At 70.2% G+C, this 17420-nt stretch carries 18 protein-coding genes; 3 read left to right on the top strand and 15 right to left on the bottom strand.

What is annotated here, in order from left to right; all coding sequences use genetic code 11:
* Window positions 1-34: 34 nt before the first annotated feature.
* From VGO20_RS04685 to VGO20_RS04645, 9 genes are all read right to left on the bottom strand, one after another.
* Complete coding sequence (locus VGO20_RS04685) at window positions 35-766, bottom strand: TetR/AcrR family transcriptional regulator (RefSeq protein ID WP_327501135.1); 732 nt, start codon at window positions 764-766, stop codon at window positions 35-37.
* Complete coding sequence (locus tag VGO20_RS04680) at window positions 753-1781, bottom strand: NAD-dependent epimerase/dehydratase family protein (RefSeq protein ID WP_327501134.1); 1029 nt, start codon at window positions 1779-1781, stop codon at window positions 753-755. Before VGO20_RS04680 ends, VGO20_RS04685 begins: the two co-directional genes overlap by 14 nt.
* Window positions 1782-1786: 5 nt before the next feature.
* Window positions 1787-3268, bottom strand: coding sequence for an enolase C-terminal domain-like protein (locus VGO20_RS04675; RefSeq protein ID WP_327501133.1), 1482 nt, complete (start codon window positions 3266-3268; stop codon window positions 1787-1789).
* 41 nt (window positions 3269-3309) lie between these two features.
* A complete protein-coding gene (locus tag VGO20_RS04670; RefSeq protein ID WP_327501132.1) occupies window positions 3310-3822 on the bottom strand; it encodes a tripartite tricarboxylate transporter TctB family protein in 513 nt (170 codons plus the stop codon).
* The gene (locus tag VGO20_RS04665; RefSeq protein WP_327501131.1) at window positions 3819-4871 is read right to left on the bottom strand and encodes a Gfo/Idh/MocA family protein; all 1053 of its coding nucleotides are present in this window, start codon (window positions 4869-4871) and stop codon (window positions 3819-3821) included. The genes VGO20_RS04670 and VGO20_RS04665 overlap by 4 nt, the downstream gene beginning before the upstream one ends.
* Complete coding sequence (locus VGO20_RS04660) at window positions 4864-6390, bottom strand: tripartite tricarboxylate transporter permease (protein WP_327501130.1); 1527 nt, start codon at window positions 6388-6390, stop codon at window positions 4864-4866. Before VGO20_RS04660 ends, VGO20_RS04665 begins: the two co-directional genes overlap by 8 nt.
* Before the next feature lie 140 nt (window positions 6391-6530).
* Window positions 6531-7538 (bottom strand): Bug family tripartite tricarboxylate transporter substrate binding protein, encoded by a 1008-nt coding sequence (locus VGO20_RS04655; protein WP_327501129.1) that lies wholly within the window; start codon window positions 7536-7538, stop codon window positions 6531-6533.
* 166 nt (window positions 7539-7704) lie between these two features.
* A complete protein-coding gene (locus tag VGO20_RS04650; RefSeq protein WP_327501128.1) occupies window positions 7705-8919 on the bottom strand; it encodes an MFS transporter in 1215 nt (404 codons plus the stop codon).
* Window positions 8920-8928: 9 nt separating this feature from the next.
* Window positions 8929-9795 carry an alpha/beta fold hydrolase gene (locus tag VGO20_RS04645; RefSeq protein ID WP_327501127.1) on the bottom strand — a complete coding sequence of 289 codons (867 nt, stop codon included), beginning with the start codon at window positions 9793-9795 and terminating at the stop codon, window positions 8929-8931.
* Window positions 9796-9898: 103 nt separating this feature from the next.
* Here VGO20_RS04645 and VGO20_RS04640 point away from each other — a divergent pair, with 103 nt between their 5' ends.
* On the top strand, window positions 9899-10549 hold the full coding sequence (locus tag VGO20_RS04640; RefSeq protein ID WP_327501126.1) for a CGNR zinc finger domain-containing protein: 651 nt from the start codon (window positions 9899-9901) through the stop codon (window positions 10547-10549).
* A 13-nt stretch (window positions 10550-10562) separates the two neighbouring features.
* On the opposite strand, the gene VGO20_RS04635 is transcribed toward VGO20_RS04640, so the two are convergent.
* The 4 genes from VGO20_RS04635 to VGO20_RS04620 are packed head-to-tail and all read right to left on the bottom strand — an operon-like array spanning window position 10563 to window position 14232.
* The gene (locus tag VGO20_RS04635; protein WP_327501125.1) at window positions 10563-11864 is read right to left on the bottom strand and encodes a TRAP transporter large permease; all 1302 of its coding nucleotides are present in this window, start codon (window positions 11862-11864) and stop codon (window positions 10563-10565) included.
* Window positions 11861-12406 (bottom strand): TRAP transporter small permease subunit, encoded by a 546-nt coding sequence (locus tag VGO20_RS04630; protein WP_327501124.1) that lies wholly within the window; start codon window positions 12404-12406, stop codon window positions 11861-11863. Before VGO20_RS04630 ends, VGO20_RS04635 begins: the two co-directional genes overlap by 4 nt.
* The gene (locus VGO20_RS04625; RefSeq protein WP_327501123.1) at window positions 12403-13482 is read right to left on the bottom strand and encodes a C4-dicarboxylate TRAP transporter substrate-binding protein; all 1080 of its coding nucleotides are present in this window, start codon (window positions 13480-13482) and stop codon (window positions 12403-12405) included. Before VGO20_RS04625 ends, VGO20_RS04630 begins: the two co-directional genes overlap by 4 nt.
* A gap of 57 nt (window positions 13483-13539) precedes the next feature.
* On the bottom strand, window positions 13540-14232 hold the full coding sequence (locus VGO20_RS04620) for an FCD domain-containing protein (RefSeq protein WP_327501122.1): 693 nt from the start codon (window positions 14230-14232) through the stop codon (window positions 13540-13542).
* 194 nt (window positions 14233-14426) lie between these two features.
* Between VGO20_RS04620 and VGO20_RS04615 the strand changes: the two genes are divergently transcribed.
* Window positions 14427-15203, top strand: coding sequence for a cyclase family protein (locus tag VGO20_RS04615; RefSeq protein WP_327501121.1), 777 nt, complete (start codon window positions 14427-14429; stop codon window positions 15201-15203).
* Window positions 15204-15207: 4 nt separating this feature from the next.
* Window positions 15208-16152, top strand: a complete 945-nt coding sequence (locus tag VGO20_RS04610) for a fumarylacetoacetate hydrolase family protein (RefSeq protein WP_327501120.1) — start codon at window positions 15208-15210, stop codon at window positions 16150-16152.
* A 30-nt stretch (window positions 16153-16182) separates the two neighbouring features.
* Here VGO20_RS04610 and VGO20_RS04605 read toward each other — a convergent pair whose 3' ends face one another.
* Together VGO20_RS04605 and VGO20_RS04600 are read right to left on the bottom strand one after the other, a co-directional pair.
* The gene (locus VGO20_RS04605; RefSeq protein WP_327501119.1) at window positions 16183-17043 is read right to left on the bottom strand and encodes an NAD(P)-dependent oxidoreductase; all 861 of its coding nucleotides are present in this window, start codon (window positions 17041-17043) and stop codon (window positions 16183-16185) included.
* 113 nt (window positions 17044-17156) lie between these two features.
* Window positions 17157-17420 (bottom strand): hypothetical protein (locus VGO20_RS04600; protein ID WP_327501118.1); only part of this gene is annotated, 264 nt, incomplete at its 5' end.

Here is a 17420-nt window from a genome sequence, read left to right as displayed (position 1 = left end):
GGTAATCATTCGCCCGGCTTCGCCGTGCCTGTGTTCATACGCCCGGCTTCGCCGTGCCGGCGGGACCGTTCGGGCGCAGGTAGCCCAGGATCACGTCGATGACGTGGCGGCGGCGGATGTCCAGGATGTCGGGGGTCTTCGGCAGGTCGAAGATCACGGAGAGCGTCGACCTGTTCGCGATGAAGAAGTAGCAGATGCTGGCGATCGAGATGTAGAGCTGGACGGGGTCGACGCCGCCCCGGAACTTGCCCTCCGCCTCGCCGCGATCGAGGATGGTCTCGATCACGGAAACGAGCGGGCTGTTCAGGTCTCGGGCCTTTGCCGAGTGGGCGACGTGAACGCCGCCGTGCAGGTTCTCGTCGTTGATCAGCGAGATGAACTCGGGATGGGCGCTCACGTAGTCGAACGAGAACCCGATCAGCTCGCGCATCGCCTCGACCGGCTCGCGATGGGTCAGGTCGAGCTTGTGCTCCGCCGTGCGGATGTCCTCGTAGGTCTTCTCCAGCACGGCGCTGAACAGCGCCTCCTTGCTGGCGAAGTAATGGTAGATCAACGCCTTGTTGCAGCGGCTGCGCTTCGCGATCTCGTCGATGCGCGTGCCCTTCAGCCCCTTGTCGGCGAACTCCTTCGACGCCGCGGCCAGGATGCGCGCCCGCGTGGCGGCCGCGTCGCGCGTGGCGCGGCGCTCGCTGTCGCCGGCAGCCTCGCCGGGGGCCGCTTCGCGCCTGGACGTGCCTGCCCGCGACGGCGCGTCAGTACGTTCCATCGCGGACCTCGAAATGGGTCGGCTTGTCGAGCGACCGGCCGCCGCGCTTCAGCCACGCCGCGGTCCACTCGACGAGCCGCGGCAGCGGCACGCCCGGGTAGCCGAACAGGTTCTGCTGCAGGCTCGTGTCCACGAGCCATGCCTCGGGCTGCTCGGTGCCCTCGAACACCGGCTCCCTGCCGAACAGCTCGCCGAACCGCCGCGCCAGGCTGCGGATGCCGACCAGCTCGGGTCCCGACAGGTTCAAGATCAGGGGCGGGTTGTCGGCCAGCGCAAGGGACCTCAAGGCGACGTCGTTCGCGTCGCCCTGCCAGATCACGTTGCAATGCCCGCTCTCGAGCCGCACCGGAACGCCCTCCTGGACGGCGCGCGCCACGTCGTGCAGCACGCCGTAGCGCATGTCGATCGCGTAGGAGAGCCGGATCAGCGCCACCTTCGTGCCGTGGCGCTGGGCGAAATGCTCGAACATGCGCTCGCGCCCGACGCAGGAATTGGCGTACTCGCCGGGCGGGTTGAGGATGGTGTCCTCGCGCGCGCCGGGCTGCGTCACACCGACGAAGGGGTACACGCATGCGGTGGAGAAGGCGACGATGCGCGAGTCCCGGAACGCCTGCGCCACCAGGGCCGGCACGTGCACGTTCATGGCCCAGGTGAGGGCCTGGTTGCCGCTCGACCCGAACTTGCGGCCCGCCATGAAGACGACGTTGGCCGTCTTCTCCAGCGCGTCCACCGCGCTCGCGTCCAGCAGGTCGCAGGCGACGGTCTCGATCTGCCACGCCTCGAGCTTCTCCTTGAGGCCGGGCTCGGAGAACCGCGCCACGCCGATGACCCGCTTGTGCGGCGCCGCCCGCTTGGCCATGCGCGCCAGCGTCGGCCCCATCTTCCCCCCGACGCCGAGGATGGTGATGTCGCCATCCAGGCCGGCCAGGGCGGAGACCAGCCCGTCGCTCGGCCGCGACAGCAGCTCGTCGAGTTCGTCCTCGTCCCGTATGGCCGTTGGAAGTGCGTGATCCATTCCGTTCATCTCCCGTGTGCCGGCCGGCCGGCATCGATTTCGTTCAGGCTGTCGAACGACCAGTCCGCCGCCGCCGTGCGCGCGTCCAGGTCGGGAAGGCAGGCGAAGCCCATGCCTGGCGTCCGGAGCGACCGGATGTCCAGGGCGCCGTCGTCGATAGCGACGACGACGCCGTCCCCTTCCCGCCGATAGAGGTCCGGATGCGCGCGGAGCGCCGCCTCGGCCTCGCCGCGGGGCAGATGGTCGAGGCCGTGGAAATAGTGGTGGCCGTTGCGCTCGACATGCGGGATGCCGAGTGCCGCGACCACCGCGAGATCGGCCTGGAGCGACACCACCGGAAGGCAGGTCAGGTCCTCGGCCGACTGGAAATACGATCCCGGCGACGCGGTCGCGCGGTTCCTTTCGAAGGCGAGCATGGCGTTCAGGAGGGAGCGGACGACGCCCTTGCAGTTCTTGTGGCTGACCCCGCGGTAGCCGAGCCCGATCGCCTCCCGGTAGGCGCTGGTCCAGCCGTCCGCCTCGTCGATCAGCAGCGGCTTGCCGATCACGGACATCGCCGTGGCGTCGAGGGGTGCCGCGAGGGCGACCGACCGCTCGAGCGGCTGCTCGACGAACAGGATCGACCGGTAGAACGCCTGCAGGGCCCCGCGCGACCGGATCGCATCGACGAGAGCCGCGAAGTCATCGATCCTCTTGTACTGCTCGTTGCCGTCGAGCGTAATCGAAACCTCGCGGCCCATGGCCGAAAGCAGCGCCGCGATCCGCTCCAGCCGGTCGAGATCGGCGGCCGCGTCGCCGCCCACCTTGATCTTCAGGTAGCGCAGGCCGTCCTGCTCCATGTACTCGGCGAGCGTCTCGGGCAGGCCGTCGCAGCACCTTTCCGCCGGCGGCAGGTCGTCCGCGTCGATCGGGTCGACGAGGCCGACGGTGTGGCGCAGGCCGACGCGCTCCAGGGGCCGTTCGGGAAGCACGTCGGCGAGCGGAATGCCCGACAGTTCCGGAAACAGGGATTCCGGCTCGAGCCCGAGCGCGCCGCCGCGGACGAGGTCGAAGAACGGCCTGCCGAGCGCCCGGCCCAGGGCATCGATCATCGCGCGCTCGACCATGGACACGCCGAAGGACGCGCCGAGCCGGTTGAAGCCCGCCGCCACCGACCGGCGGTCCACCTCCGCGTCGAGCCGGCGCCAGTGGTCGAACAGCGAGCCGGCCGGCAGGGAGCGCGCGACCTCCAGCGCCTGCCCGACCACCCACAGCAGGTCGGTCACGTTGTCCGCCGGCGTCTTCTCCGGCCTCTTGTCGAACCATTTGTAGGCCAGCAGGTCCGACGCGTAGCCGCTCACCGGCCTGCCGTCGACGGACACGTCGAGCCGGAGCGTCGCGCTCGCCGCCGCCTCCATGGTGACGACGCCGAACCGGAACGGCATGCGCGCGAACGCGTTCGAGATGCCGATCCGACCGTCGTGGACCTCCAGCTTCGGCACGGTCATCGCCTCACTCCCGGAATTCGATGTCATGGCCCTTCATGCGCTCAGCCCGGCAGGCGCACGAGGAAGATGTCGGTGAAGATGAACTGGATGGCGTACGCGCTCGCCAGCGCCAGAACGAGACCGCCCGCCAGGACGGCGGGGATGGAGAGCCGCCTTTCCGGATTGATCGCCTCCGCCCCGACCGTGAAGGCGAAGACGAAGATCGCGGTGGCGGGAACGAAGGGGAGCCTGCCAAAGAGCACCAGCCCGTACACGAGGACCAGGACGACGGTGAACACCGTCCGCATCGCGCTCGCCCTGTTCCAGACGGTGATGGTCGGCTTGGCGCCCGCTCCGCCCTCGCGGCCGAGCAGGGCGCGCAGGAGGAGGGCCACGCCCAGGACGGCGACGACCGCGCTCAGGATGCCGGGCGTGAGACCGGGCACCGTGTAGGGATCTACGCCGCGCGCCTCGAAGCGGGGCATCCGCAGCGACTCGACGAACGCCGCGATGCCCAGCGACGCGACCAGGAGGCCGGCGATCGTGTCGGTGCGGTTGATGGTGCGTCTCGTCATGGGAAACCTTCGCCGATTGCGATCGGGGCCGGGACCGGACGCGCGAGGGCGCGCTCGATGCCCGCGAGGACCCGGGCCAATTCCCACGCCCCCTCGCGGACCGGGCAGAGCGGTTCCCCCCGCCCCGCCGCCGCGTCGAGGAACACCCGGAAGCTGCGCGCCAGGAGCGCCGACGGCGTGGCGCCCGGCACCTGTTCCCAGCGCATCGCGCCGGGCGAGACCGTCCAGCCGCCGGGAGCGGGCGCGTAGTCGACCTCGCCGTGGAAGAGCCGGTTGCGGTTGAAGTCGAGGATGAGGTTGCCCTTGTCGCCGATGAGCCGGAGCCGCTTGGTCGTGAGGGCGCCGGGCACGAACGGGTCCTCCGTCTCCCCGCCCGCCAGGATGCCGAGCCGCAGGTGACCGGAGGTCCCGTTGCCGAAGGCCACCTCGATGCGGACGTCGTCCGCGACGGCGCCGGCGAGCCGGGAAGCAGCCCGCGCGTCGACGGCCACCGGCGGCGCGCCTGCGAGGAAGCGCATCAGGTCGAGGAAATGGACGCCGTCGTTCTCCAGGATGGACGCATCGGCCCGCATGCGCTTCCAGCCCGAGAAGTCGCCGTCGAAGGCGAGAAGGTTCCCGATCGCCCGCTCCGCCAGCAGGGCGCGGGCGCGCCCGGTCAGCGGGTGGCACCTGAGGACCAGCCCGACCTGCGCCGCGAGCCCGGTGGCGGCGACCTTGCCGACCAGCGTATCGGCCTCTTCCGGCGTGCGGACGGCGGGCTTCTCGACGAGGACCGGCTTGCCGCGGTCCAGCGCCTGCAGCGCCAGCGGCAGATGGAGGGCCGGCGGGGCGACGATGTCGACCAGGTCCGCGCGTTCCATCAGGGCGGCGGGCTCGGCCCCGATGTCGGCCTCGGCGATTCCGTCCGCCCGCGCCCGGGCCCGGGCTTCCTCCCCCGGGTCGGCGACCATGAGCGCGACGTCGCCGCCCACCTGCCGCCAGGCGGCCGCATGCAGGGCGCCGAACGCACCGTAGCCGCAGATCAGCACCCGGCGGCGGACGTCAGCCATGGCGCTCCCCCCTCTCCGGCAGGTCGTCTTCCCGGCGGCCCGCGATCCGGCGGCGCACGGCAGGCAGGCTGAGGAGGATCATCAGCAGGACCAGGATCGCGATCACGGCGCTGATCGGGCGCGTCACGAAGGGCAGGAGGTCGCCCTGCGTCAGCGCGAGGCTGCGCCTCAGGTTGTTGTCGAGGATGGGGCCGAGGACGACGCCCAGGATCATCGGCGCGATCGGGAACCCCGTCTCGCGCATCAGGAAGCCGAGAAGGCCGAAGCCGATCATCACCCAAACGTCGAACAGGCGTCCGGCAATCGCGAAGGAGCCGACCGCGCACAGCACGAAGATCATCCCCATCAGCCATTCGCGCCGGATGCGCAGCACGAGCAGGAGCGGACGCGTCAAGGCGAGGCCCATCACCAGCATCGCGACGCTGGCCCAGAACACCATCGCCACGACCGAATAGAAGAAGTCCGGCTGCTGGATCATGATCAGCGGGCCGGGCCGCAGCCCGTGGATCACCATGGCGGCCAGGAGGACGGCCGCCGGCGCCGAGCCCGGTATCGCGAGCGTCAGGACGGGGATCAGGGCTCCCGGCACGGCGGCGTTGTTGCCGGTCTCGGCAGCCAGCAGCCCCTCGGTGGAGCCGTTCCCGAACAGGTCGCGCCGCTTGGACGCGCGGCGCGCGGCGGCGTAGGAGACCCAGGCCCCCATGTCCTCGCCGACGCCCGGAACCACGCCCATGAAGGTGCCGATGACGCCGGAACGCAGCCAGGTCCGCGCATGGCGCAGCGACGACGCGGCGGCCGCCATCACGCCGTGCACCTCGCCATGCACCAGCCGCGTCGCCTCCTGGCGCATCACAGAGAAGACTTCCGCGCAACCGAACGCGCCGACCAGGACGGGAAGCAGGCCCAGCCCCGCCTCCAGGTCCGGAATGCCATACGAGAAGCGGCCGTAGGCATGGACGCTTTCCTGGCCGACCATGGCGATCAGCAGGCCGGCGAACCCGGCGATCCAGCCCTTGAGGGCATCGTCGAGGGCCGTCAACTGCCCGCACAGCACGATGCCGAACACGGCGAGCCAGAAGAACTCGAACGAGCTGAAGTCGAGGGCGAATTCGGCGAGCCAGGGCGCGACCAGGGCGAGGCCGACCATCCCCACGACCGAACCGAGGAAGGACCCGGTGGTCGCGATGGCCATCGCCTCGCCGGCACGGCCCGCCTTGGCGAGCGGGAAGCCGTCGAGCGCCGAGGCGGCGTTGGCCGGCGTGCCCGGGATGTTGAGCAGGATCGCCGTGCGGCCGCCCCCGTAGATGGCGCCGATATAGACGCAGACCAGGACGAGGATCGCCGTTCCCGGCTCCATCGTGAACGTCAGGGTCGTCACCAGGGCGACGCCCAGCGTCGCCGTGAGGCCGGGGATCATGCCGACCACGATCCCCAGCAACGTGGCCCACAGCACGACCACGATCTGTCCGGACAGGCCGATGGCGGCGATCGCACCGAGGAATTGAGAGAGACCGTCCATGGGGGCGTGCCGCGCGCGAGAAGACCGGAAGGGATCGGTTTGAGACGGGCGGCGCTCGAAGACCGGCGCCGCACGGCCGGGTCGGACAGGAGCGGCGGCCCGGCAGCCTCCTGGGAATGCCGGGCCGTCGGCGCCGGGCCCTACTCCGGCCGGGGAATGCCGAACTGGCTCGGGTCGTTCGGAGCCGCGCCGCTATCGAACTGCTGCCAGGCGTTGATGCCGAGATACGGCAGCGCCGCCTTGCGCGCCTCGTCGCCATAGGTCGGGCGGAAGAGCGCGCCGCGTTCGGCAGCATAGGTCTTCAGGGCCTGGGAGTTGGCGATGTCTTCCGCCCAGACCCGGTCCATGGTGTCGAGCACCTCCTTGGGCGCGTCGGCCGGGATGAAGATGCCGAAGAAGTTGGGTGCGGTCGCCACCTCGGGCAGCCAGTCGGTCACCGGCGGAACCGTGCCGTAGCCTTCGAGTTCGAGCGGCTGGTCGGCGACCACGGCGAGCGGACGGAGCCGTCCCGCCCGGATCATGTCGACCTGCTCGGTCGCGGTCTGCGCCGTGAACTGGGTCTCGCCGGAAACGGTGGAGATCACCGCGGGATTGCCGCCTTCGTAGACGATCGGGCGGTAGTTGAGGTCCGCCGCCTTGTCCAGGGCCTGCATGCTGATGGCGGTCGCCGACGACAGCCCGCCGGACGACACGGTGATCGGCTCGGACGAGGTCTTCAGGGCCTCCAGGAGGTCGCCGAAATCCTCCCACTCGCTGTCGGCGCGCACGGAGATCAGGCCGGGATTGGCGACGTGCAGGTACAGCCGCCACTTCTCCAGCGGAACGTCGAGGGTGCCGAACACCGGATAGGCACCCAGGTCGGCCGCCGCGCCGGCGGCCATCATCGTGCCGTCGTGCGGCGCCTCCCACACGGAACGCGTGCCCACCGACCCCGATGCGCCGGGCTGGTTGAGGATGACGAAGTTCTGGCCGATCGCCTTCGAAAGCTCGCCGGCGACGACGCGCGTGACCGTATCGGTCGAGCCGCCGGCCGGCCACGGCACGACGACGGTCACGGGCTTCTGGGGCTTCCAGTCCTGGGCCGAGGCCGTGCCGGCGGCCAGAATGGCGGCCGACATGGCGAGAACGAAACCTGCTTGCCTGATCACGATCGCCCCCTTAACTAACCAAACAGTTAGATAATTAACACCGATCGCGGCACCGCCTGTCAAGGGTGCCGGAGGCATTACGGGAACGATAGTTGCGAAAACACCAGGAACGTTAAGCAGATCGCGACCGGGGAGCGGTTCCCGGTCACCCGAATCTGTCCCGACGTCAGGCGGCCCGGCGGTGCCGGACCTCCTTCGGCAGGAAGACGGTCAGCAGGCCGATCAGGGGGAGGAAGGCGCAGACGCGATAGACGAACCCGATCCCCCGCGCGTCGGCGATCACGCCCAGGACGGCGGCGCCGAGGCCGCCCATGCCGAAGGCGAAGCCGAAGAACAGGCCGGAGATCAGCCCGACCCGGCCGGGGACCAGTTCCTGCGCGTAGACGACGATCGCGGAGAACGCCGAGGCCAGGATCACCCCGATCACCGCCGAGAGGATCGCGGTCCAGAACAGGTCCGCGTGCGGCAGCGCCAGGGTGAACGGCAGGACGCCGAGGATCGAGACCCAGATCACGGCCTTCCGCCCGATGCGGTCGCCGATCGGCCCGCCCAGGATCGTGCCGACGGCGACGGCCCCCAGGAACACGAACAGCAGGAGCTGGGACTGCTGGATCGACACGCCGAAAGTCTCGATGAGGTAGAAGGTGTAGTAGCTGGTCAGGCTGGTCAGATACACGTATTTCGAGAAGATCAGCATCGCGAGGATGAAGATCGTGAACAGCACCGTCCGGCGCGGATAGGGCGAGGCGGCCGCCGCCTCGCGCGGGCGCGAACGGGCGGCGAGATGCCGCCGCTTCGCCCAGGACCCGACATGCCAGAGCACGAGCATGCCGAGCAGGGCCGCCGCCGAGAACCAGACGACGCTCGGCTGCCCGAGCGGCAGGACGACATAGGCCGCGAGCAGGGGCCCGAGCGCCGATCCCGCGTTGCCGCCGACCTGGAAGACCGACTGGGCCAGGCCGTACCGCCCGCCGGACGCGGCGCGCGCGAGGCGGGAGGAGTCCGGATGGAAGATCGAGGAGCCCAGGCCGACGAAGGCGACCGCGAAGAACAGGAACGCGTAGTGCTGGGCGGAGGCGAGCAGGAGCAGGCCGACGAGGCTGCATCCCATGCCGATCGTCAGGAGACGGAAGCGCGGCTTGCGGTCGGTGACGATGCCGACCGCAGGCTGGAGGATGGACGCCGTCACCTGGAACGTGAAGTGCAGCAGGCCGATCTGGGTGAAGGTCAGGCTGTAGTTCACCTGAAGGACCGGGTAGATCGCCGGCAGCAGCGACTGGATCATGTCGTTCAGGAGGTGGCACAGGCTCAGCGCCAGCAGGACCAGGAGAGCGGTCTGGCTCTCCGTCCTCTCCCGGGCGGGTGTTGCTATCTCGGTCACGCGAGCATCTCACTGGTCGGCGGGGACGGTCCTGGCGAGAAAGCCGCGGATGGCCGCCGCGATCTCCTCGACATGGGTTTCCAGCGCGAAATGGCCGGTATCGAGAAGGTGCACCTCCGCGCGTGGATTGTCTCGCTTGAAAGCGTCAGCCCCGGCCGGCAGAAAATACGGGTCGTTCCGGCCCCACACCGCCAGCAGCGGCGGCTGCCGGGTGCGGAAATACTCCTGGAAGCTCGGGTAGAGCGCCACGTTGCTCGCGTAGTCCAGGAACAGGTCGAGCTGGATCTCGTCGTTGCCGGGGCGGGCCAGGAGTGCCGTATCCAGGGTGTAGGATTCCGGTGCGACCATCGTCTCGTCCGGCACGCCGTGGACGTATTGCCACTTCGTGGCCTCGGGCGTCAGCACGGCGCGGATCGCGGCCCGGTTCGCCGGGCTCGGGTCCCGCCAGTAGCTGCGCAGCGCCTCCCAGCCGTCGCTCAGGCCTTCCTCGTAGGCGTTGCCGTTCTGCGAGACCAGCGCCGTCACGCGCTCCGGACGCCACATCGCCATGCGCAAGCCGACCGGCGCGCCGTAGTCGAAGACGTAGACCGCGAAGCGCTCCAGCCCGACCGCGTCGACGAAGCCTTCCATCGTCCTCGCGAGGGTGTCGAAGGTATAGGCGAACCGCGCCCGGTCGGGCGCGTCCGACTGGCCGAAGCCCGGCATGTCAGGCGCGACGACATGGAAGCGGTCGGCCAGGCGCGGGATCAGTTCCCGGAACATGTGGGAGGAACTGGGAAACCCGTGCAGCAGCAGGATGCTCGGGTGCCAACGGTCGCCGGCCTCCCGGTAGAACACGCGATGACGGTCGACGACGACGGTGCGGTAGCGGACCATGATGCGACTCCCTTGTAACCGTTAAATTGGCGTTATTACGGTTACAGTGGATTTGTAACCTGTCAACGGTTATAATCGAGGTTACAGCCATGCAGGACACCGGATGACCACCGCCCCTCCCACCCGTCCCGATCCGCTCTTCCTCGGCGATCACCCGGCCATGGATTTCCTCAACAGCGTCGCCGGGCAGCCCGACGGCCGGACCGAATGGCTGGCCGACGGCCCGGGCCTTGCGGACTGGCTGGCGCGGGCGGGCCTCGTCGAGGACGGCGTGGCGGCGACGTTCCTCGACGCGCCGGACGGGCGGACGGCGCTCGACGCGGCAGCCGGGCAGGCCCGCGACCTGCGCGAGTGGCTGCGGGCGTTCGTGCGGCGGCACGCCGGGAGCGGGCTGACCGCGGACGCCGCCGCGGAACTCGACGTCCTCAACGGCCTGCTCGCGGACGCCGACAGCCATCTGAGGGTGGAGGCGGCGGACGAGCCGCCGTTCGAGCCGCCGTCCGGCCTGCGGCTGCGGCGGGTGCGGCGGTGGACCGCACCCCGGCAGCTGCTGCATCCCCTCGCCGAGGCGATCGGCGACCTGGTGGCCCATGCCGATTTCCGGCTGATCCGGACCTGCGAGGGCCCGGACTGCACGCTCATGTTCCTGGACAGGACGAAGTCGCACGCGCGGCGCTGGTGCAGCATGGCGCTGTGCGGCAACCGCGCCAAGGTGGCGGCCCACAGGGCCAGGGTCCGGGACCGGCGCGCCTGACGCCCCGCCGGGCCTACAGGACGAGCGCCGGGAAGGCTGCCAGCAGCGCCAGCACCGCGAGCATGACGAGGACGAAGGGTGCGGCGCCGGCGAACACGTCGGCGAGCGCGATGCGGTCGTCGTCGAGCGTGCTCTTCACCACGAAGACCGACAGGCCCAGCGGCGGGGTGAGCAGCCCGATCTCCACGGCGATCACGGTGACAATGCCGAACCACACGAGGTCCATGCCCAGCGCCTGCGCGATCGGCAGGACGAGCGGGATCGTGATCAGCATGATCGAGGTCGCGTCGAGGAACATGCCCATGACCACGAGCACGACGACGTAGACCGCGAGGAAGCCGAAATAGCCCAGGCCGAGCCCGGTCAGGCCGCCCGCGACCCATTGCGGTATGCCGGCCATCGCGAGCATGCGCGTGTAGATGCTCGCCGCGATCAGCAGGAAGCAGATCGACACGGTCACGTGACCGGTCTCCTTCAGGACCCCCCAGAACACCGGCCATGTCAGTTTGCGCCGCGCCGCCGCGATGAGGGTGGCCCCCAGCGCCCCGACCGCCCCGGCCTCGGTCGGAGTGAACAGCCCGCCGTAGATGCCGCCGAGCACGGCCAGGATCAGCGACACCATCGGAAGGAGGGCCGCCGCCATGGCGGAGACGGCCATCGACGGCTCCCCTCCCGACCGCGCCCGCGCGCCTCCGACCGCAGCCGGCCAACGGTAGGCGACCAGGAGGATGCCCAGCGCCATGGCCCCCGCCATGATCAGGCCCGGCACCACGCCGGCCAGGAACATGTCCCCGATGGACTGCTCGGCCAGGAAGGCATAGAGGATCAGCAGCAGCGACGGCGGGATCAGCATCCCGAGGACCGAGCTGCCGGCGACGACCCCGACCGAGAACCTCGGCGTGTAGCCGAGCCGCAGCATCTCGGGCACGGCGATCTTCGTGAACACCGCGGCCGAGGCGATCGAGATGCCGGTCACGGCGGAGAACGCCGTGTTGGCGGCCACCGTCGCGATGCCGAGGCCGCCGCGCACGCGCCGGAACACCTGCTCGGCCACCCGGTAGCAGTCCCGGCCCATGTCGGCGGCGCCGACCATCAGCCCCATCAGCACGAACAGGGGCACGACGCCGAAGAAGTATCCGTTGATGCTCTCGTAGGCCGAGATCGCCAGCATCCGCCGGGCCACGTCGAAGTCGCCGCGCAGCAGCCACACGCCCAGGAAGCTCAGGCCTGTCAGCACGACGCCGATATGCATGCCGAACCAGATCAGCACCAGCATCAGGGCGAGCGACGCCAGGCCGATCTCGAACCCGCTCATCGCCGCACCCGGAGCAGGCGGCGAATCGCATCGGCGGCCGCCAGCAGGAACTGCAGGGCCGCCGCGACGCTGCCCACCAGGATCAGCAGGCGGACGGGCCAGGTCGGCGCCGTGAAGTCGCCGAGCGCGCCGACATACTCGCCCCGCTCCCACGCCCGGGCGAAATAGGGCAGGCTCGCCTCGAACAGGACCAGGAACAACGCGGCGCCGCAGAGCTGGAAGGCGACCTCCATGGACAGGCCGATCCGGGGGCGGCGCAGCAGCAAGCGCTGCAGGACCGCGGCCGAGCGGGTCAGCCGTCCGGCCTTCGACGCGCCCGCGAGCTGGAGGAAGACGATCCCGACGATCGACATGGACACGATCTCCGCGACCCCGCGTACCGGCGCGCCCAGCAGCGACCGCCCGAACACGTCGGCGCAGACGAGCAGCACGAGGGCGAAGATCCAGATCGTCCCGAGGGCGCCGAGCGCGTCCGAGAACAGGTGGAAGGCCCGCCTGGGCAGGGAGGGGGCGGACTCCGCCCCCGTCGCCGTGCCGCTCACTTCCGGAGATCCGCGGCCCAGTCGCGGACCAGGGTCGTGCCGGCCCTTTCCTGGGCGCGCAGATAGCCTTCCAGCACCTCGAGGGCCGGCAGGCCCTTCGCCTCCAGGCTCTCGACCCACGCCTGGGCCGGGTTGACGATCTTCTCGGCCCATTTCGCCCGCTCGGCGGCCGGGAACTCATGGAGCGTGGCGCCGTGTTCGGACACCATGCGCCGCAGGAAGTCGTCGGCGCGCCGGGCCTGCTCCGTCGCGACCCGGTCGGCGTATTCCTGCGCCACCTCGCGCATCACGGTGCGGACCTCCTCCGGGAAGCCCTCCCACACGTCGCGGTTCACGGTGAGCGCCACCGCGTACATGGCGCCGAAGTCGACCGGGGTGATGTGGGGGGCGACCTCCCACAGCTTGATCGGCCACGCCCCCGTGGCGAATGTGACCACCCCGTCGGCGACCCCGGTCTGGATGTTGTTGTAGTATTCGGGCAGGGCCGAGGCGACCGCCACCGCGCCGGTGCCGTTGATCCAGTTGGCCGAAGGGCCGGGCGCCATGATGCGCTTGCCGGCAAGGTCGTCCACGCTCGTCACCGGGAAGTTGGTGAAGAGGTGGTAGGTGTCCAGCGCGGCCCCCGCGAGATAGACCTGATCGTTGTCGGTCCACGCCTCCCCCATCGCGGGAATGGTTTCCTGGAGTTCGGCGATGATGCGGGTCACCTGCTTGAGGTCGCTGGTCCCGAAGGGCGCGAAATAGCTGACGTTCTGGAGCGGCAGGTCGGACGCCTGGAAGATGGTCCCGACGATGCCCATGTCCGAGATGCCGTCGCGGATCGCGTCCAGCTCTCCGCCGATCTTCGCGACCGTGCCGCCATAGGCCTGCGTCCACTCGATCGAGTGCTCGCCGCCGGCGGCGAGACGGCGGTCCACCTCGGGTATGAAGTAGTCCTGGAGTTCCTTGACCCACAGGAAGACCGGCGGGTGGCCCGCGGTGACCGTGACCCGCAGGTCCTCCGCCGGCGCGCTGCCGGCCGAAAGCGCCGTTCCCGCGGCGAGCGCGCAGGCAAGCAGGGTCGTTCTCAGGCGCATCGTGTTTCCTCCTGATGTCGGGGCGCTTTCAGCGGCCCTCCTGGTGTTGGGGCGCTTCTAGCGGCGCCCATTCGCAATGGCTCGGCGCAAACCGCGTCCCGCGAGGGACCGGCCGGCATGGGGCTCCGGCAGGACGTTCAGCAAGATGTCGGCCGTCAGGCCGATATGCCTCGCCAGGACCGAAGCCGCGGCGGCGGCATCGCGCGAGAGCACGACGTGCACGAGGGCCGCGTGCTCGGCGATCACCTCCTCGGCGGTGAAGTCGTACCGGAACAGGAGGCGCCGGTAGCGCTCCTTGCGCAGGTACAGGTCGTCGCAGAAATCCCGGAGCGTCTCCAGGGGACAGGCGGCCACGAGGGCGCGGTGCAGGTCGTGGTGGCGCGCCTCGAAGGTGTCGAGAGCCTCGCGCCCCGTCGGCAGGCCCTGCTCCAGCCCCCGCTTGAACAGGTGGAACGCCTTGACGATCTCGGCCTCCCAGTCCTCCCCGCCGGCCGCGATGGCGAGCTTGAGCACCTCGGGCTCGACGATCTGGCGCGACCGGGTGATGTCCAGGAGGTCCGCGCGGCTGACCGGCGCCACCCGGAACCCCTGCTGCCCGCGGAAGCGCACGAGCCCGAGCGCGCTGAGGCGCGCCAGCGCCTCCCGCATGGGGCTGGCGCCGATTCCGTACCGTTCGGTCAGCTCCCGCAGCTTCAGCTTGGCGTCGGGAGGCAGCACGCCGGCGATGATGTCCACCTGCAGCTGCCGCACGGCGAGGTCCGACCCCGTCAGAGTGGCCCCTGCCCCTTCATTCCAGGAATGCCGTTCCGTCATGGGCTCGCGAGCCTCCGGCCACAGACGTTCCAACCGAACATCGACAGAAGCAAAAATAACGATATTATTGAGCCACGTCGATAAGAATGTCCGGTCCGCGCCGTCGGGCGGAGGCCGGCGGAGGAGGAGCGATGGCCAGGAGACTGATCGACCTGTCGGTACCGCTCGAGAACCACGTCAAGGCGGACCCGCCCGGACTGGAGCCCGGCATCACCTATCTCGACCACCGCCAGACGGCGGAGCAGGTCTGCGGGTTCTTCCCCGGGCTGAAGCCCGAGGACCTGCCCGCCGGCGAGGGCTGGGCCATCGAGCTGGTGCAGCTCAGCACGCATAACGGGACGCATCTCGATGCGCCCTGGCACTTCGCGTCCACCATGGACGGCGGCAAGAAGGCGATCACGATCGACGAGGTCCCCCTGGACTGGTGCTTCCAGCCAGGGGTGAAGCTGGACTTCCGCCACTTCGACGACGGGTACGTCGTCACCGCCGAGGACGTGGAGCGCGAGCTGTCGCGCATCGGCCACGAACTCCGCCCACTCGAGATCGTGGTCGTCAACACCCGGGCCGGGAGCCGCTACGGACACGACGACTACGTGTCCACCGGCTGCGGCATGGGGCGCGAGGCGACGTTGTACCTCACCTCGCGCGGCGTGCGCGTGACCGGCACCGATGCCTGGAGCTGGGACGCCCCGTTCGTCCACACGGCCAGGCGCTACGCCAGCACCCGCGACGCCTCGCTGATCTGGGAGGGGCACAAGGCCGGGCGCGAGATCGGCTACTGCCACATCGAGAAGCTGCACAACCTCGAACAGCTCCCGGCCACCGGCTTCACCGTCTCCTGCTTTCCCTGCAAGGTCAAAGGCGCCTCCGCCGGCTGGACGCGCGCCGTCGCCATCCTGGAGGACTGACCCCATGAAGCTCGCCACCTACGAGGACGCACGCGGCGTCCGGCGCATCGGCCGCGTCGATCCCGCCGCCAGCTCGCTCCTCGACCTCCAGCACGCCCACGAGCTGGTCCATGGCCGCCCGTCGCCGCATCTGGCCGACATGCTGGCGCTGATCGACGGCGGCGAGAAGGCGCTGGACCTCGCCCGGAGCCTCGATGCCGCCGCCCCCGAGCCGGCCTCGGCGCCGCTCGCGTCGGTGCGCCTGCTGGCGCCGTTGCCGGAACCGAGGCAGATGCGCGACTGCCTGGTGTTCGAGGAGCATCTGAAGAACTGCTTCGAGCGCATGGAGGCGATGACGGGGCGGCGCGCCGAGGTGCCGGACGTGTGGTACCGCCAGCCCATCTACTACAAGTCCAACCGCTTCAGCGTCGTGGGCCCAGATGCGGAGATACGCTGGCCATCCTATTCGAACCTGATGGACTTCGAGCTGGAGCTCGCCTGCGTGATCGGCCGCACGGGCGTGGACATCCCGAAGGAGCGCGCCTTCGAGCACGTCTTCGGCTACACGATCTTCAACGACTTCACCGCGCGCGACGCGCAGCTCGCGGAGATGGCCGGCCAGCTCGGCCCCGCCAAGGGCAAGGACTTCGACACCGGCAACGTGCTCGGCCCCTGGATCGTGACCCGCGACGAGATCGGCGACTCGCCCGCACTCGACATGGTCGCGCGGGTCAACGGCGAGCGGTGGGGCGGCGGCAACTCGCGCAGCATGCATCACGGGTTCGACGACATCCTCGCCTTCATTTCCCGCTCGGAGACGCTGCACGCGGGCGAAGTTATCGGCTCCGGCACGGTCGGAACCGGCTGCGGCCTGGAGCTGGGACGGTTCCTGAACCCCGGCGACGTGATCGAACTGGAGGTCGAGCGCATCGGCGTCCTGCGGAACCGCCTCGTGAAGCCGCAGCCGTAACCGGGGCCGTAGCCGGGGCCGGCCCGGAGCTCAGAAGCGGATCAGCTCGATGAGGCCGGGCACGTCGTCGCCGCCGAAGCCGTCGGCGACCCGCCGGCGCATCAGCGAGAGCATGGGCTCCAGCAGCTCGGTGCCGACCCCCTGGTCCCGGGCGGCCTGCAGGATGTTCTCGACCCCCACCGCCTGCATCGCGAGGTTCGACCCGCCGTCGGCGGCGTAGTCGCGGTCGTCGACCTGCCGGGCGAGGTCCGGCAGCAGCCCGGCCATCGCCTCGATCCAGGGCGCCAGCAGCGCCAGGAAGTCGGACGCGGCGACCCTCTCCGAACCGACCATCGCCGTGGCCTGGAGGAAGCCCGCGAACAGGCCGTACATCCCGGCGAGCAGCGCGAGGTCGTACAGGCAGGCGTGCCCGGAGTCGGCGCCCAGCCATGTCAGGCCGCCGAGGCCCGAGAGGGCGCCGCGATGGGCCTCGAAGGCGTCGCCGTCGCCGCTCAGGAGCAGCAGCGCCTCCGGCGAGCCGATCATCGGCGGGACCGCCATGATGCCGCCGTCGACGTAGCGCGCGCCGCGGTCCGCCATCCGGCGGGCCAGTGCCCGCGCCTGCGCCGGAGTGCCGTTGGTGAGGTTCACCACCGCCCTGCCGTCGAGCGCGCCTGCCGCCTCGTCGAGCACGGCGCCCGCGGCGGCGTAGTCGAGGACGCAGACGACGACGAGGCCGCCCGCCGCGACCGCGTCCGCGACCGCGGGCGCGCGGACGGCTCCCCGGGCGACGAGCGGGTCCGCCTTGACCGGCGTCCGGTTCCAGACCGTGACAGCGTGGCCGCGGTCGAGGAACGTCGACGCGAGCGCGGAGCCCATGGCCCCGAGGCCGATTACCGAAACAGCAGTCATGACAGTCTCCCTTGTCCTGCCGCACCGGGCGGCCGGGCCAAAGGATGCGCAAGGAGACGACGGCCGAGTAGCCGGCAATCCGCGGACCGATCGTCCACTAATTTGGACGATGCTCAGCCGGACAGGGCGCCGATGAAGATGCGCGTCAGGGCGCCGACGGCGTCGTCCCGGGACATCTGCCCGGCCGCCGCCGCGTTCGACAGGGCGTTGGCCGCGCCGACCACCCCCACGATCACCGTATCCAGGTCGACCGCCGGCGGCGCGAAGGGCCGGAACGCGGCCCGCAGCTCGTCGAGATGCCCCTGCTCCAGCGAGGCGCGGTAGGTCTCCATCTCCTCGCTGCCGGACAGCGCGGCGTCGATGGCCCCGACCTCCGT

Source organism: Arenibaculum sp., from assembly GCF_035998295.1.
In the GTDB taxonomy this organism is placed as follows: Bacteria; Pseudomonadota; Alphaproteobacteria; order Azospirillales; family Azospirillaceae; genus DASYHS01.
Note: the sequence above shows the minus strand (reverse complement) of the source record. Positions and strands in the feature narration are given on the sequence as shown.